The following is a 17,387-nucleotide window of genomic DNA, read 5'->3' as shown; positions in this document are numbered from 1 at the left end:
CCTCAGAGCAGCGGCGCCAGCCAGCGCTGTGCCTCGCTGACGCTGAAACCGGTACGCTGCGCCCAGTCTTCGAGCTGGTCACGGGCGATCTTGCTGACTGCAAAATAATGCGCCTGCGGGTGTGCCAGATAGAAACCGGAAACCGCTGCCGCGGGCGTCATGGCGAAGGATTCGGTCAAACCCATGCCGGCATTGCGCGGCGCATCGAGCAATTCGAAGAGCGGGCCTTTGGCGGTATGATCGGGGCAGGCCGGATAGCCGGGCGCCGGCCGGATGCCGCGATAGTGCTCACGGATCAGCGCCTGGCAGTCGAGCATTTCGTCGCTGGCGTAGCCCCAGTAGTCGCGCCGTACTTCTGCGTGCAACCATTCGGCACAGGCTTCGGCCAAGCGGTCGGCGATCGCCTTCAGCAGGATCGAACGGTAATCGTCATGGGCGGCGGCGAATTCGGCGAGCTTTTCCTCGATGCCGAAACCCGCGCCGACGGCAAAGGCGCCGATCCAGTCCGGCGTGCCGCGTTCGGCCACATAGTCGCTCAGGCAGTAGTGCGGCTTGCCCGCCGGGCGCTCATGTTGCTGGCGCAGGTTGTGCCAGCTCAGCAATTTCTCGCTGCGTGATTCGTCGGCATAGATTTCGATGTCGTCACCGACGGCGTTGGCCGGGAAGAGGCCGAAGACGGCGTTGGCACTTAACCACTTCTCGCTGACGACCCTTTCCAGCATGGCCTGCGCGTCGCTGAACACGGTCCGGGCGGTCGGACCAACCAGCTCATCTTCCAGGATCTTCGGGTAGCTGCCGGCGAGATCCCAGGTCTGGAAGAAAGGTCCCCAGTCGATGAAATCGGCGAGGGTCGCGAGGTCGACATTGCGCAGCACGTGCAGCCCCGGCTTTTTCGGCGCCGTCGGTCGATAGCCAGGATCGTTGTTCCACACGAAGCGATTGCTGCGCGCCGTTGGCAGCGTTACCAGCTGAATGCCCTTCTTGTTGGCGTGCTGCGCGCGCACCTTGGTGTAGTCGGCAACGATCTCATCCCGAAAAGCTGCGGCATGGTCGGTCGACAGGAGGCGGGTGACGACGCCGACCGCGCGTGAGGCATCGGGGACATAGACCACCGGTCCGGAATAGTTCGGCGCAATCTTGATCGCCGTGTGCGCACGGCTGGTCGTTGCCCCGCCGATCAGGAGCGGTACCGGTGGGCTACCATCGACCGCGTCGGCGAAACCGAGACGTTCCATTTCAGCCGCGACATGGCTCATTTCCTCGAGCGACGGGGTGATCAGGCCGGACAGGCCGACGGCCTGTGCAGCATGTTCCCTGGCAGCATGCAGGATCTTGTCGCAGGAAACCATGACGCCGAGGTCGATGACCTCGTAGCCGTTGCAGCCCAGCACCACAGCGACGATGTTCTTGCCGATGTCGTGCACGTCGCCCTTGACCGTAGCGATGACGATCCGTCCCTTGCTGCGGACGCCGGTGCGCAGTTTCTCGGCTTCGATGAAGGGAATCAGGTGCGCGACCGCCTGTTTCATCACGCGTGCCGACTTGACCACCTGTGGCAGGAACATCTTGCCGGCGCCAAAGAGGTCGCCGACGACGTTCATGCCGGTCATCAAGGGGCCTTCGATGACCGACAGTGGTGGCTTGCCTTCGGCTTCCAGCGCTGCACGGCATTCCTCGGTATCGGCGACGACGAAATCGGTGATTCCCTTGACCAGGGCATGCGAGAGACGCTCATCGACCGGCAGTTCGCGCCAGGCGAGGTCGGGGCCGCTGTCCCTGGTTTTGCCTTCGCGCACCGTCTGGGCAAATTCGACCAGCGCCTCGCCGGCATCGGGGCGGCGGTTCAGGACTACATCCTCGACCTTTTCGCGCAGCGCCGGGTCCAGTTCGTCATAGACCCCGAGCATGCCGGCGTTGACGATGCCCATCGACAGTCCGGCCTGGATCGCGTGGTAGAGAAAGACGGTGTGGATCGCTTCGCGAACCGGATCGTTGCCGCGGAACGAGAAGGAGACATTGGATACTCCTCCGGAAATCTGCGCACCCGGCAGGTGCGCGCGAATCCATGCACAGGCTTTGATGAAGTCGACGGCGTAGTGGTTGTGCTCTTCGATGCCGGTGGCGATAGCGAAGATGTTCGGGTCGAAGATGATGTCCTCGGGTGGAAAAGCCGCGTGTTCGGTGAGCAGTCGATAGGCGCGCGCGCAGATTTCGGTCTTGCGCGTATAGGTGTCGGCCTGCCCGCTTTCGTCGAAAGCCATGACCACCACCGCCGCACCATAGCGGCGCGCCAGCCTGGCCTGGCGCAGGAATTCGGCCTCGCCCTCCTTCATCGAGATCGAGTTGACGATGCCCTTGCCCTGGATGCACTGGAGACCCGCCTCGATGACCTCCCATTTCGACGAGTCGATCATGATCGGCACGCGCGCGATGTCCGGTTCGCCGGCGATCAGCTTGAGGAAGCGATCCATGGCCGCTTGCGAATCGAGCATCGCTTCGTCCATGTTGATGTCGATCACCTGCGCGCCGTTTTCGACCTGCTGGCGAGCAACCGCCAGCGCATCGTCGAAGCGGCCTTCGAGAATCATGCGCGCAAAGGCACGCGAGCCGGTGACATTGGTCCGCTCGCCGACATTGACGAACAGCGACTCCTTGCCGACGTTGAAGGGCTCGAGACCCGACAGGCGCAGCTTCCTTTCGATCACCGGGATGGCGCGCGGCTTGACATCAGCAACATGGCTGGCGATCGCCGCGATGTGTTCGGGCGTGGTGCCGCAGCAGCCACCGACGATATTGACGAAACCTTTCCTTGCCCAGTCGGCGATTTCGGCGGCCAGTTGTGCCGGTGTTTCATCGTAGCCGCCGAAAGCATTCGGCAGGCCAGCATTGGGGTGCGCCGAAACGAAGCAGTTGCAGAGTTGCGACAATTCCTCGACATACTGGCGCAACTCGCCGGCACCGAGGGCGCAGTTGAGCCCGAAGCTCAGCGGACGGACATGGTTCAGCGAGTTCCAGAACGCTTCGGCGGTCTGCCCCGAGAGAGTCCGTCCCGAGGCGTCGGTGATCGTCCCGGAAATCATCACCGGCCAGCGGCGACCGACCTCATCGAAATGTCGTTCAATGGCAAACAGCGCTGCCTTGGCGTTCAGCGTGTCGAAAACAGTCTCGACCAGCAGGAGGTCGGCGCCGCCATCGCAGAGTCCGCGGATGGCTTCGGCGTAGGTGCCGACCAGTTCGTCGAAGCTGGTGTTCCGGTAGCCGGGGTCATTGACATCCGGCGAGATCGAAGCGGTGCGCGAGGTCGGCCCGATGACGCCGGCGACAAAGCGGGGCCTGGCCGGGTCCCTGGCGGTGAATTCATCGCACACCGCCCGCGCCAGTTGCGCGCCGGCCACGTTCAGCTCATATACGAGGGCTTCGAGATGGTAATCGGCCTGCGAGACGCTGGTCGAGTTGAAGGTGTTGGTCTCGATGATGTCGGCGCCGGCGGCCAGATACTCGGCATGGATCGCACGGATGACCTCTGGTCGAGTCAGCAGCAACAGGTCGTTGTTACCCTTGAGATCGTGCGCATGCGTCGCGAAGCGACTGCCACGATAATCCGCCTCCTGCAGGCCCTGACGCTGGATCATCGTTCCCATGGCACCGTCGAGAACCAGAATGTGCTTTTCGAGGAGGGCTTTCAGTTCGTCGGTGCGGTCAGCTTGCATGGATGGCATGGGTGAATTCCCCCGGTTTCTTTGCTGGTCTGTGGTTGTAAAACAGAAAACCCGTCGGTGCAAAGCTCGACGGGTCTGGATGAGGGCCTCGCTTTAGCGGCATTTTTAACGCGCCCGCAATCTGCTCAAGTCAAATCGGCGCCAACCCTGGGGGTGAGCAGGGCAGGCGTGCGAATCTACCCGCCGGGCCATCCCTTGTCAAGGCAGCCCGCACGCCTGCACGCTCATCTCGACCCGTCGTCGTTGGGTGGCAACGGTGCCTGCGACTGCTGCAACGGGTCTCGCTACGGCTGGCTGGCTCCGAACCCGCCCTCACAACGGGTGTGCCGGGTTTAATCAGGAGGTTCTGCGGTTCTCCGCACGCGGACGCTTGGGTTGTCGCCTTTCGAAGAGCCGCAGGCCGAAGAACATGATCGATCCGACTACGCCCATGCCGAGAAAGAAACCCGTGTAGGCGAGCGGCATCGGCCAGTCGAGTGCCTGCGCCATGGCTGAAAACTCGGACATGCCGCCGGCACCGGCGAGAACGTTGATCGGCATGAAGACGACGCTGAGCACGGTCAGGCGCTCGATTTTCTTGTTCTGGTTGATGTTGATTGCGCTGTCCGTGGCATCCATCAGGAAGTTGATCTTGTTGAACAGGAAAGCGGTGTGTCCGTCGAGAGATTCAATGTCGCGCAGAATTTCGCGCACATCGAGTTGCTGGGCGTCCGACAGCAACTTGCCACGCAACAGGAAGGACAAGGCACGCCGGGTATCGAGTACGCTGCGGCGCGTCCGTCCGTTGAGATCTTCTGCTTCGGCAACTGCCGCGAGGATGTGCGAAGCCTCGACGTCGGTCACGTGCGACCGCAGCACCTGTGTGCCGGCCTTCTCCAGCTCACCGTAGACGTCCTCCAGCGCGTTGGCCGAGTACTCGACGTCTGCAGCGTAAAGGTCGATGAGAACGTCCTTGCCATCGGTGACGTAGCCCGGCCGGGTACGAGCGCGCGCGCGCTGCAGGCGGAACACCGGCAGTTCCTCGGTACGCACGGTAAACAAGATTTCGTTGTGGAGAATCAGGGCAACCGGAACGTTGCGCGATTCGTCCTTGGTATCAAGCAGGAAGTCGGAGTGCAGGTGCACCTCGCCGTCGTCCTCGACATAGAAGCGCGCACTCGCTTCGAGGTCGGTCAGGGTAACTGGGTCCGGAACCTCGACGTCGAACATTTCGCCAATCCAGCCGCGGATTTTTTTGGTCGGGGCCACCAGATCCACCCAGATCGGGTGGACGTTCTTCAGATCCTCCGGGCCGCTGACCGAGATCTGATGCAGGCGGCCATCACGCAGCTCGAAGGCCGTGCTCGTGGTTTTTTCATTGCGGTAATGGCTGTCATCGATCAACTCTTCGAGGACATCGTCGGAGAGGAGCGCCAGGATCGGGTCGGCGCCTTCCTTGACTTCGTCCCAGACCACCAAACGCTCATTGGGGTCCAGCGATTCCAGAATGTAGGCGATTTCCTTCGGCGGCATCCGCCGGAGCTTCTCGCGAAGTTCCTTGCGATACTGTTGCTGAATTTCCGGGTCGAGTTCCCCCTGGTTCTGCCCGTCCTGCTCCGGGACGAGATCTTCAACCAGTTTCTGGAGAGAGAGCAGGGAGCGCACCTCGGTGAGGTGTACATCGGCAATGCCCTTGATCGGGACTGCGCCAGAGACATTGCCTTTGCTTTCTTCGCCCATGTTCTCGACTCCCTGATGATCAGATGCAGAAAGGGGTGCGGATTGTAGCACCGCTGAAACATGTGCAGCGCCTGAATGAGGTCTTATTCTCACCATGGAAACAATTTGCAATCTTTTTTTGCCAGCAGGCAGGGGGCAGTGAATGGCCGTGCCCCATGCGCCTCCGGTGATGTCCTTGTCGAGAGGTCGCATTCGTCCTACAATCGAACTCTGCGTGCTGCGCCGCAGCAACGCCAGGGTTGCCGGGACGATCCTAGCCTAAGTGATTTGCCGGCCGATGACGGCACAACCGCGGGCAATGTCCCGCGACTGAGGTTCTGGGAGGGACGGTGACGGCAACAAACGCGCCACACGGCGAGAAGTCAGGTCTGGCAGCTACCGCACTGGCGGCCATGGGCGTCGTTTTTGGCGACATCGGCACCAGTCCGCTGTACACCGTCAAGGAAGTCTTCGGCGGCCATCATCCCCTGGCGGTCACCGAAGCCAATGTGCTGGGTATCCTCTCGCTGGTATTCTGGGCCTTGACGGTCACGGTTTCGCTGAAGTACGTCCTGTTCATCACCCGTGCCGACAACCGGGGGGAGGGCGGGATCATGGCGCTGACCGCGCTCGCGCTGCGGACGGCGAATGCGTCGCCGCGGATTCTCTGGCTGATGTCGGCGCTGGGCATTTTCGGCGCCGCACTGTTCTACGGCGATGCCGTGATCACACCGGCAATGTCGGTGCTCTCGGCGGTCGAGGGGCTCGAAGTGGCGACGCCCTTGCTGACCCCTTACGTCCTGCCGACCACGATTGCCATCCTGATCGGGCTTTTCCTGTTTCAACGGCATGGCACGGCGGCCGTCGGCGCGCTGTTTGGCCCGGTGATGATGTTCTGGTTCGCCACCCTGGGTTCTCTCGGCCTGTGGAACGTGATTCAGTATCCTGCGGTGCTGGCTGCGATCAATCCCTGGTACGCACTGGTTTTTGTCATCGAGCATCAGGGTCTCGCCTTTCTGGCATTGGGTTCGGTGGTGCTGGCAATTACCGGCGGCGAGGCTCTCTACGCCGACATGGGCCATTTCGGTCGCCGCGCCATCAAGTGGGCGTGGTTCTCGTTTGTTTTCCCGCTGCTGTATCTCAACTACCTCGGTCAGGGAGCGCTGATCCTCAACGATCCGAAAGCGATCGAGAATCCGTTTTTCAACATGGTTCCGGCCGAAATCCTGCTGATCCCGTTGATCGTGCTGGCCACGGTAGCCACGGTGATCGCTTCGCAGGCGGTGATTTCGGGGGCCTTTTCACTGACCAGCCAGGCCATGCAGCTTGGCTATTGTCCGCGTATCCGGGTCAAGTTCACGTCGGAACGCGAAAAGGGCCAGATCTACGTGCCGAACATCAACTGGTTGCTGTTGATCACGGTGATCATCGTTGTGCTTGGTTTTCGGTCGTCGTCGAATCTGGCCTCGGCCTACGGCATCGCCGTGACGCTGACGATGATGATCGATACGATCCTGGCCTTTGCCGTCGTCCGCGCCCTGTGGCGGTGGAGCTGGCCGCGCGCGGCGCTGTTTCTGGTGTTTTTTGTGGTGGTCGACTTCGCCTTCTTTTCGGCCAACGTGATCAAGGTTCTCGATGGCGGCTGGTTCCCGCTGACGCTTGGGGTCTCGGTATTCATGCTGCTTTCCACCTGGAAGCTCGGACGAAAACTGCTTTATGAGAAACTCAAGCAGGATTCGATACCGATCAAGGACTTCATTGCCAGTCTTGCGGCCGGAGGACCTTTGCGCGTCGATGGAACCGGTATCTTCATGACCGCCGATCCCGAGAGCGTACCGCGTGCCCTGCTCCATAATCTCTATCATAACAAGGTGTTGCACGAGCGCGTGGTGTTACTCAATGTCACCACCGAAGATGTACCGCATGTCCCCGAAAACGAGCGTGTGCGCGTCGAAGGGCTGACGGCAGGATTTCATCGTGTCTATGTCCGCTACGGTTTCAAGGACGACCCTGACCTGCCGCGTGCCCTGGAACTCTGTGCAGCGCAGGGACTGGATTTCGAGATGATGGAGACCTCGTTCTTTCTGGGTCGCGAGACGGTCGTCAGCATGCCGATTTCCAGGCGTTCGCGAATGGCAAAATGGCGGCAGATCCTGTTTACCTGGATGTTTCGCAACGCCGATACGGCCACGGCCTTCTTCAAGATACCTCCCAATCGGGTCGTCGAACTGGGCGCACAGGTCGAGCTGTCTTGATTCCCGAGAGGACGATTCCCAACCCTCCGGCAGACCCGAAGATGTCAGGCCGCCAAAGGGCCTGCCAGCCAGTGCAGGACGCGATGCGCTTCGCAAGATGGTGCACCGCCCTTGTGGTGCTCGGGGTGACCACCCGCGCCATGCCGGTGGACAATCTGCCGCCGGCACCCGAGGAACTGGGCAGCATCCGGCGCAATGCGCAGGGTCGACTGGAGGTGGTCAGACCCCCTAATACAAGTCAGAGCAGTGACTTGCCGGTGACCGATGGCCTGCCTGCCAGCAAGCCGGCTGCTCAGGAGCCGGTTTCCGAAAAGAAAACTCCGCATGCGGCGGCGAGCAGCCGGACCATTGTCGTCGGCCCACACGAACAGGTCACGAGCATCAAGGAAGCGGCGCGCATCGCTCGCGACGGCGACACCATCGAGATCCGCTCAGGTGAGTACCGGCAACAGGCGGTGGTCTGGACGCAAAACCGGCTTACCATCAGAGGCACCGGCAAACGTCCGCTGCTGATTGCCGACGGTGACAGTGCGGAAGGCAAGGCACTATGGGTGGTACGCAACGCCGAGATGTCGATCGAGAACATCGAGTTCCGAGGAGTGCGCGTCCCGAGTGGCAACGGCGCCGGGATACGCTTTGAAAAAGGCCATCTGAAAGTGGTTCGTTGCGCGTTTTTCGACAACGAGATGGGCATCCTGACCAGCAATTTCGGGGACATGGTCCTCGAGGTTGAAGACAGCGAGTTTGGCGAAGCGCCGAAGCATGCAGGTATGCTGCACCACCTCCTCTACGCCGGAGCCATCGCCCGTCTGAGCGTCAGCGGCAGCCGTTTCCAGCAAGGCTATCGTGGGCACCTGATCAAGTCGCGCGCGCGCGAAAGCGCGATCATGTACAACCTGATCGTCGACGGTGCCGGTGGCAGCGCATCGTACGAACTCGAGTTCCCGAATGGCGGCGTGGCCTGGGTGATCGGCAACGTCATCGGGCAGAGTGCGACGACAGACAATCCGGAACTGATCTCCTATGGCGCCGAGGGTCAGCGCTGGCCAGACAACGCGCTGTATCTGGCGCACAACACGCTGATCGACGACAAGCCGGATGGCCGCTTCCTGCGCATCTGGATCGATCGCATGCCGCCGGAAACCGAGGTCTGGGCGATCAACAACCTGCTCGTCGGGCGCAGCAACTTCACGCCACAAGCGCCGGGTCGCTATGACGGCAACCGGGTCGTTGAACGATCGATGCTGGTCGGTGCACCTGCGCTGGCGTACGGTTTGCCTAGCAACTCGCCGCTGCGCGGAACAGCCAGGCACCCCGGGTTTGTTCGTGAGCAGAGTCTGGCGCCGAGCGCGGAATTCCACTTGCCCGCCGGCAAGCATCCGCTCTTGGTCGGCAAGCCACTGTCGCCGGGCGCGTTGCAGTAAGAGGGCGATTTCTCGGAAATCAGGGCGGCGCTGTGCTTGCACCCGGCCTGGAAGCCCTCGGGGGCGCAGCAGATCGCGCCAAATGCGTGCGTCGGCGGACGGGTGTTCGATAGGTGGTTCGTCTATCCGGCACGAATCTTCCGCTTCAAGGCCCCGAACAGGCCACCCTTACGCTGCGGCTCAGGGGGGGCGGCCGGCGTGGCCACGCCTGCCGCTGCGGCGGGCTGTTGCGCGGCTTGTCGTGCCTCGCATTGGGCGGCGAGCTGAGCGAGGGTCTGGAACATGATTTCGCGTGGATTGAGGACGATTCCGTAGCCGGCCTTGAGGCGGGCGATGACGTCCATCAGGAGCAGGGAATCGCCACCCAGGTCGAAGAAGTTGTCCTGCGCAGCAATCTGGCTGACGCCGAGGACGTTTTCCCAGATGCGGGCAATCGCCGTCTGCATGGCAGTGGCATAGGTGATGCTCGGTGTGGCGTCGGCCATCGGGGTGGCGGCAGCGCGCGGCTTGCGTTTGACCCATTGCTCGACGCGCGTCGGGAGATCGCTGGTGGATACCAGCACCTGTGCACCGAGGTCGGCGGCGAGGATACGGCGGAAGGCATCCACCCCCTCTGCGGTGGACATCGCCAGGGTATTGACGACCGCGCCCATGCCGTGCCGGTCCGCGCTGGCGGCGGAGAGCCAGGCATCCCAGCCGATGGACAGCCAGGCTGGACCAGACTGTCGCGATGCGTGCGCAGCGTAGGCGTCGAGATAAGCGTTGGCAGCAGCGTAGGCAGCATAACCGAGGCCACCGAGCACCGCCGAGATCGACGAGAGCAGGATATAGAAATCTGGCGGGTCGTCGCGCAGCAGACGGTGCAGCACCAGCAGGCCGTCCACCTTGGGGCGGAAGTGTTCGGCGCAGTGCTCCGGCCGGGTGTCCTGTACGGCCAGGAAGGCCTGCTCGGCGACGATGCCGGCGCCGTGAATGACGCCGTCGATATGTCCGAAGCGGCTCCTGGCCTGCGCCAGCGCGCGCGTCATGGCGTCGTCGTCGGCGACATCGGCGCTGACGACGAGCACTTCGGCGCCGAGCCTTTCGAGGGCGCGCACGCGCGCGATGCGCTGGTTGTCCGGGTGTTCGGTTCCGTGCGTGGCGCTCCAGGTATCCCACTCGGCGGCTGGTGGCAGAGCGCTGCGACCCGTCAGGATCAGACGCGCCTGCACGCTGCGTACGAGTTCCTCGGCGAGTGCGTAGCCGATTGCGCCGAGCCCGCCGCTGATCAGGTAAACGCCCTGCGGGCGCAAGCGGGCCGGCGGGCCGCTGACGGGTTCCAGATGCCGCGGTTGGTAGTGCTGCACCCAGCGCACGCCGTCGCGGTAGGCGACGATGGCATCCGGTGCGTCGCTGCCGATTTCGCGCAGGATTTGACGGCCGAGTGCCTGCTCGGCGGCGGAACCGACGGCCGGGGGAAGCAGGTCGTAGCAGCGGCTGTCGACACTGGCGTATTCCTGGGCGATGACGATGCAGGCGGCAAGCACGCCGGCGCGTTCGGGAATGGGCTGTTCGCCCGGTGTCAGGGCCTGGATGCCGGTTCCGAGGACGCCGATCCTGAGCGCTTCGGTGTAGTCGCGCTCGCCCAGCGCCTGCGCCAGGTAGAGCAGGCTGTTGAAACCGAGGTCCTGGGCGCGGGCGAAGCTTTCCCGGTCGGGGGCGCCGGCAGCCGGCGCCAGGTTCCAGGCGTGCAGGACGGTCTTCGGCAGTTGGCCGGCGCTGGACAATGCCGCCAGCAGGCTGTCGTAGTCGGCGCGCCGTGCCGGGTCGAGGGTGTAGCGCCGCTCGCCACTCCAGCCCGCCTGGGTGCCGGGGAGAACCCGGATCACTGCCTGTCCGTCCGCTTGTAGTTGTCCGGCGAGATGTTCGCTGAAACCTTCACCGGTGGTGAAGAGCAGCCACGGTCCACGGGCCGGCGTGCTGCCGGCGGGGAGGGGACACTGTTTCCAGGCAGGCAGGTAGAACCAGTCGGCGAGAGGGCGCCTGCCGGGCGTTGCCCGTGTTGAGGGGCGATCGTCTGCCGCAGTCTGCACTACCCGTCGACCGGGTTCGATCCAGTGGCGTTGACGTTCGAAGGGGTAGCCCGGCAAGGGCACGCGGCGACGCGTTTCATTGGCATGGAAGCCGGCCCAATCGACGCTGGCGCCGGCCAGCCAGAGTTTGCCGAGGGTGGCGAGCAGCATCGTCTGGTCGGGTTCCTGCTGCTGCGGGTGGCGCATCGACCATAGCGCGCCCTGGGCGTCGGAGTTTGCCATGCATTGCTGGGCGAGCGTGCCGAGAGTGCGGCCGGGACCGACTTCCAGAAACAGCGGGTCGCCGTTGCCGGCGGCACAGCCGATGCCCTCGGCAAAGCGCACGGTGTGCCGCAGGTGTCTGGCGTAATACGCCGGGTCGCAGGCCTGCGCGGCGCTGAGCCAGGTGCCGCTGAGGTTGGAGACCACCGGCAGGCGCGGCGCCTGTAGCGGGATCGTTGCAACCACGGCGGTGAAACGCTCGAGGATCGGGTCCATCATGGCCGAATGGAAGGCGTGCGAGGTATGCAGCAGGCGGCTCTGCTGGCCGCTGGCGTCGAGCTGTTGCTGGCAGGCGGCGATGGCCTCGGTCGGTCCGGAAAGCACGCAGCGGTCGGGTGCGTTGACCCCGGCCAGTGCCAGGCCGCGGGCTTCGAGATCGACGAGGGCACTTTCCGGCAGGTCGACGGCGAGCATGCTGCCGGCCGGCATTTCCTGCATCAGGCGGCCGCGCGCGGCCACCAGCTTGAGGGCATCGGCCAGGGTCATCACATCGGCCAGGCAGAGCGCGGCGTACTCGCCGATGCTGTGGCCGATCATCGCCACCGGGCGGACACCCCAACTGATCCACAGGCGCGCCAGTGCGTATTCGATGACAAACAGCGCCGGCTGGACGATCCAGGTCTGCTGCAGCGCTGCCGCACCGGCCTCGGGATCTGGCCAGATCAGGCGGCGCAGATCCTGGCCAAGTTGGGGGAGCAGGATTTCGGCGCAGCGGTCGACTTCCGCGCGGAACAGCGGCTCGGCGTCGTATAACTCGCGCCCCATTCCCAGATACTGGGCGCCCTGGCCGGGAAACATGAATACCACGGGCCGATCCTGCCGTTCGCAGACCGCTTCGGCACCGCGCTGGCGGTCGCCCGCGAGTAGCGCCTGGGCGAGTCCGTCGTGGTCGCGGCAGACCAGCATGCGCCGGTGCGCGAAGCATTCGCGGCCGGTCTGCAGGGTGAAGGCGATGTCGGCAAGGGGCTGCACCGGAGCTGTGCGCAGATGATCGGCAAGACGTTCAGTCATGCGGTCGAGTGCAGCGGGCGTGCGTGCCGACAGGAGGATCAACTGCCAGGCGCGCGACGCACTGGCGGCGGCACGCGTGGGAGCCTCCTCGAGTACCACGTGCGCATTGGTTCCGCCGAGACCGAAGGAACTGACACCCGCGCGGCAGACCGGCTGTGTCCACTCGGCAAGCGTGCTGTTCACGTAGAACGGGCTGCTGGCAAAGTCGATTCCCGGGTTCGGCCGGCGGTAGTGCAGCGACGCGGGAATGCGCCGGTGCTCGAGCATCAGTGCGGTCTTGATCAGCCCGGCCACGCCTGAGGCGACGTCCATGTGGCCGATGTTGGTCTTCACCGAGCCAATCGCGCAGTTACCCTGGCGCGTGCCGCTTTCGCGAAAGGCCTGGGTGAGCGCTTGTATCTCGATCGGGTCGCCCATTGGCGTGCCGGTGCCGTGCGTTTCGATGTAACCGATGGTGTCGGCCGTCAGTCCGGCCATGGCCAGCGCTTCGGTGACCACGGCCGCCTGGCCGCTGACGCTGGGGGCGGTGTAGCCGACCTTGGCATTGCCGTCGTTGTTCACCGCCGAGCCCTTGATCACGGCGTGGATGTGGTCGCCGTCGGCGAGAGCATCGGCGAGGCGCTTGAGCGCGACGACGCCGACACCGCTGCCGAGCACCGTGCCGCGGGCAGCAGCGTCGAAGGCCCGGCAATGGCCGTCGGCGGAATTGACGCCGCCTTCCTGGTAGAGGTAGCCGATCCGGTGCGGAATGGCTACCGAGATGCCGCCGGCCAGCGCCAGATTGCACTCGCCGTTGAGCAGGCTCTGGCAGGCGACATGCACCGCTACCAGCGAGGTCGAGCAAGCGGACTGGATGTTGATGCTCGGGCCGGTGAGGTTGAGCTTGTAGGAGACGCGGGTGGTCAGGTAGTCCTTGTCGTTGCCGATCTGGATCTGGAAGTCGAACAACGACGGCGCCACGTCCGGGCGGGTGGCGAGGTGGTAGATCAGGTAGCCGTTCATCGCCGAGCCGGCGAAAACGCCAATGGCACGACCATGCGAAGCGGGGGTGTAGCCGGCGCGTTCGAGGGCTTCCCAGGCGCATTCGAGGAAGATCCGCTGCTGCGGTTCGATCAGGCTGGCCTCGCGCGGGCTGTAGCCGAAAAAGGCAGCGTCAAAGCAGTCGATGTCGTTGATCACCGCACCGGCGCGAACGTAGGCCGGGTCGGCGAGGAGAGCGGGGTCGACGCCTGCGGCGAGCAGTTCGGCTTCGGAAAAGAAGCTGATCGATTCGACGCCCTGTTCCAGGTTGCGCCAGAAAACGGAAACGTCATTGGCGTCGGGAAAGCGGCAACTCATGCCGACGATTGCAATGTCGTTGGGGTGGGGGATGGAAGCGGGCTGGTTCATGGTCGTGACTCGGTTCTGACTGGCTGCTGGGATGCGAAGGTCCGGTTTGAGTCCTGCTTCAAGGGGGCTGCGCGACTGCCGTGGCTCAGGAGGGCGATCGTCTGCCGGCGGTCTGGCGGCGATTCTGCATTTCCCGGCGTTGCACGGCGCGGTCCCGACCGGCCTGGATGGCTGGCGGGCTGGCTGGCGACAGGCCGCTTGCCGCGTTGAGGGAGCGCGCCAGGCTCTGTACGGTCGGGTACTGGTACATCTGCAGCACCGGGATGGCGCGATGCAGGTGCTCGCACAAGCGGCGATTGACCTCGACCATGCGCAGCGAGGTGCCGCCCAGTTCGAAGAAGTTGTCGGTGCTGCCGACTCGCTCGACCATCAGCACCGCCTGCCAGATGGCCGCAATGGCTTGCTCGGTCGCGTCGTCCGGGGACAGATAGGGCGCGGCCGGCGCTGGCGGACGGTTGTCGGGCGCGGGCAGCGACAGGCGGTCGACTTTGCCGCTGGGTGTCAGCGGCAAAGCGGCCAGCGCCGTGTAGCTGCTGGGCACCATGTACTCGGGCAGGCGTTCGCGCAGCCAGGGCTGCAGCGTGCCGGCTGCCAGGGCGCTGGCTGTGCGGGCAACATAGTAGGCGGCAAGGGCGAGTTCGCCGTGGGCGTCGGGACGGGCGACGATCACCGCTTCCAGGATGTCCGGGTGACTGCAAAGGACGCTGCCAACGTCGTCGGTTTCGATACGGAAGCCGCGGATCTTGACCTGATGGTCGCTACGGCCCAGATAATCGATGAGCCCGTTGGCGCGGTAGCGGGCCAGATCGCCGGTGCGGTAGATGCGGGCGCCGGCTTCCTTGCGGAATGGGTTGGGAATGAATTTCTCGGTGCTCAATTCGGGGCTGCCGAGGTAGCCGCGGGCGAGTCCGGCGCCGCCTACATAGAGTTCGCCAATGACGCCGACGGGTACCGGTTGGCGGTGGGCGTCGAGGATATAGGCCTGAACGTTGGCCAGCGGGCGGCCGATCGGTACCAGGGTATCCCTGTCGGCAAGCTGGCCGGCGTCGAAGAAGCAGGCATCGAAGGCTTCCGAGAGGCCGTAGAGGTTGAGCAGCAGTCGTCCCGGCAGTGCCCGTGCGAAGCGCCGGGCGAGTTCGGTGCTGAGAGGTTCGCCGCCGATGCACCATTCGCGCAACAGCGGTAGGCGGGCGGCGAGCTGGTTGGGAGCATTGCTCACTTCGTGCGCGTCGAGCAGCATGCGCAGCAGCGACGGGACCAGCATCATCCGGGTGACGCGGTATTCGGCGAGCAGGGCGACCAGGTTCTGCGGGTCGAGGAGCGCCTGTTGCGGGATGAGCACGCTCGGCACGCCGTGCAGCAAGGGGCCGAGCAGTTCCCACAGCGAATCGACGAAGTTGAGGGCAGTCTTGCAGGCGGAGACATCGCCGGCAACGAAGGGATATTCCCGCCACATCCAGGCCAGGCGGTTGAGAAGTTGGCGCTGCTCGACCAGGACGCCCTTTGGTCGCCCGGTCGAACCCGAGGTGAACACCACGTAGCACAGGCTGGCGGCGCCAGCCGGGCTGAGCGGGCGAGTGGATGCCTGGCAGGCGATTGCCGGCCAGTCGCGGTCGAGACACAGCACCTCGGCGTGGTGGGGGGGCAGTACTGCCAGCCAGCGTGTCTTGGTGAGAAGCAGTGCGACGGCGCTGTCTTCGAGCATGGCGGAGACGCGCTGACGAGGGTAGCCGGGGTCGATCGGCACGTAGCAGCCACCAGCCTTGAGTATCGCCAGGACGGAGACGAACAACTCGGGGGAACGTTCCATCGAGACGCCGACCAGGGTTTCATGTCCGACGCCGATCTGACGCAGGTGGTGCGCAAGCTGGCTGGAACGTTGGTCGAGTTCCCGGTAGCTCAGGCCCGTGTCGACGCCGAGAATGGCCGGCGCGTCAGGACTGCGATCTGCCTGTATCTCGAAAAGGCGCGCTAGCGACGAATCGGCCGGGTAGTCGCCGTCGGTGGCGTTCCACTCGTCGACAAGCTGCCGCCATTCGCTGTCGCCAAGCAGGCGCAGCGTGGCCGCTGGTTTGCGGGTGTCGGCGGCGAGATCGTCGAGCAGGTTCAGATAGTGGCCAGCTATTCGCTGCAGGGTGGTTTCGTCGAACAATGCCGGATCATAGATCAGGCGGGCGACGAGATGATCGCCATCATCGTCGACACGCAGGCTCAGGTCATGGTCGGCGCTGCCGAGATCGACGGCGAAGGGGTGCAGCGTGACGGCACCGGCTGGCAGCGTCGCGGCGGACGCCGTGCGGTAGTCGAAGAGCATCTGGCAGATCGGTGCGTAACCCAGTGTGCGGCTGGGCTGCAGGGCTTCGATGAGGCGCTCGAAGGGCAGTCCGGCGTGTGCGCGGGCATCCGCGAGGGCTTCGCCACAGCGCTGCAGCAGGGTATCGGTGCCGGCGTCAGCCGAAATCGGCAGGCGTAGCACGAGGATGTTGTCGAGCGGGCCGACAAGCCGGGAAAAGGGTGCTTGCGCCCGGTAGCTGCTGCGCAGTCCGATCACCAGGTCGTTCTGGCCACTGTAGCGCTGCAGCAGGGCGGCAAAGGCCGCCAGGAATACCCCTGGCAGGTCCAGCGCGTGCCTTGCCGCGAGCGCGCGCAAACGGTCTACGAGCGGTCCTGGCAGCGGCAGCGGCAGGCTGGCGCCCTGGTGGCCCTGGATCGCTGGACGGGCACGGTCGGTCGGCAGCTCAAGCACTTCTGTCGCGCCCACAAGGCGTTCTCTCCAGTGGGTGAGGAGGGTGGTCTGCTGCGCCTCTTGCCAGGCGACGAAATCGGCGAAGGTCGGTATCGACGGGCCGTCTGGCAGGCTGCCGTCGAGGCTGTTGGCGATCTCGCCAAGCAGCATGTCGAGGGCCTCCTCGTCACAGATGTAGCGGTGGGCGCACAGCAGCAGCAGGTGCTCGGTATCGGCGAGGCGCAGCAGGTGTGCCCGAAGCAGCGGCGGCTGGCCGAGATCCTGCGGCGTGCCGGCGTTGACGGCGATCCAGCGCTGGCACGCAAGTGCTTGGGCAGCGCTGCCGGGCGCTTCCGAGAGGCTGTCGACGGTCAGTTCAGGGCGGGTGGCGGAGAGTGTTTGTGGTGGTGCTCCGAAACTGCTCCGGAGCACGTCGTGACGGGCGAAGACCCGGTCAATGGCGTTCTGCAGGGCGTGTGTGCAGAGAGGCCCGACGATGCGCGCGCCGCTGGCTACGCGGAGGCGGGCGTGGCCAGGATAGGCTTGCTCCAGGAACCAGATTCGTTCCTGGGCCGGCGTCCGGCGAGGAATGGGGCATTCATGATGACGTGTGGGTAGCAACCGCGCGGCCTGTTCCCAACAGGCGGCATCGTTCACTTGGCAAGACATGATCACTCCCTGACCCTGTAGATTGTTTTGCTCTTATAGGCTTGCCGCCCGCTGCTGCCGTTCCGGCCAGCCCCTACGCTCGACCTTTTGCTGGCATTGCACCCGCCAGCAGGGAGATCGAATCAAATATCTCATCTTATACAGATTAGGTGATCTCCGCAAAT

6 protein-coding genes are annotated in these 17,387 nt (G+C 64.3%); 2 read left to right on the top strand and 4 right to left on the bottom strand.

All coding sequences use genetic code 11. The features are described 5' to 3' along the window. Window positions 1-2: 2 nt before the first annotated feature. The gene (gene metH / locus AW06_RS14975) at window positions 3-3,710 is read right to left on the bottom strand and encodes a methionine synthase (protein ID WP_034951611.1); all 3,708 of its coding nucleotides are present in this window, start codon (window positions 3,708-3,710) and stop codon (window positions 3-5) included. Window positions 3,711-4,055: 345 nt separating this feature from the next. Further along, complete coding sequence (locus tag AW06_RS14970; RefSeq protein ID WP_138677421.1) at window positions 4,056-5,438, bottom strand: CorA family divalent cation transporter; 1,383 nt, start codon at window positions 5,436-5,438, stop codon at window positions 4,056-4,058. 392 nt (window positions 5,439-5,830) lie between these two features. Between AW06_RS14970 and AW06_RS14965 the strand changes: the two genes are divergently transcribed. Both AW06_RS14965 and AW06_RS14960 read left to right on the top strand, forming a co-directional pair. Next, entirely contained in the window at window positions 5,831-7,672 is a 1,842-nt protein-coding gene (locus tag AW06_RS14965; protein WP_273704760.1) for a potassium transporter Kup, read from the top strand. Window positions 7,673-7,755: 83 nt separating this feature from the next. Then, on the top strand, window positions 7,756-9,096 hold the full coding sequence (locus tag AW06_RS14960) for a hypothetical protein (protein WP_273704758.1): 1,341 nt from the start codon (window positions 7,756-7,758) through the stop codon (window positions 9,094-9,096). Between the two features lie 122 nt (window positions 9,097-9,218). Here AW06_RS14960 and AW06_RS14955 read toward each other — a convergent pair whose 3' ends face one another. Next, the gene (locus tag AW06_RS14955) at window positions 9,219-13,829 is read right to left on the bottom strand and encodes a type I polyketide synthase (protein ID WP_273704757.1); all 4,611 of its coding nucleotides are present in this window, start codon (window positions 13,827-13,829) and stop codon (window positions 9,219-9,221) included. Window positions 13,830-13,914: 85 nt separating this feature from the next. Further along, on the bottom strand, window positions 13,915-17,223 hold the full coding sequence (locus tag AW06_RS14950; protein WP_273704756.1) for an amino acid adenylation domain-containing protein: 3,309 nt from the start codon (window positions 17,221-17,223) through the stop codon (window positions 13,915-13,917). Window positions 17,224-17,387 lie beyond the last annotated feature (164 nt).

The organism is Candidatus Accumulibacter cognatus, from assembly GCF_000584975.1.
Lineage (GTDB): Bacteria > Pseudomonadota > Gammaproteobacteria > Burkholderiales > Rhodocyclaceae > Accumulibacter > Accumulibacter cognatus.
This window is presented reverse-complemented; position numbering and strand designations above follow the sequence as displayed.

What these genes read in the sequence shown, in the direction of transcription:
- AW06_RS14965 (WP_273704760.1), top strand. Translation starts at nt 5,831, where the DNA reads ATGGGCGTCGTTTTTGGCGACATCGGCACCAGTCCGCTGTACACCGTC.
- AW06_RS14950 (WP_273704756.1), bottom strand. Translation starts at nt 17,223, where the DNA reads ATGTCTTGCCAAGTGAACGATGCCGCCTGTTGGGAACAGGCCGCGCGG.
- AW06_RS14955 (WP_273704757.1), bottom strand. Translation starts at nt 13,829, where the DNA reads ATGAACCAGCCCGCTTCCATCCCCCACCCCAACGACATTGCAATCGTC.
- AW06_RS14970 (WP_138677421.1), bottom strand. Translation starts at nt 5,438, where the DNA reads ATGGGCGAAGAAAGCAAAGGCAATGTCTCTGGCGCAGTCCCGATCAAG.
- metH (WP_034951611.1), bottom strand. Translation starts at nt 3,710, where the DNA reads ATGCAAGCTGACCGCACCGACGAACTGAAAGCCCTCCTCGAAAAGCAC.
- AW06_RS14960 (WP_273704758.1), top strand. Translation starts at nt 7,756, where the DNA reads ATGCGCTTCGCAAGATGGTGCACCGCCCTTGTGGTGCTCGGGGTGACC.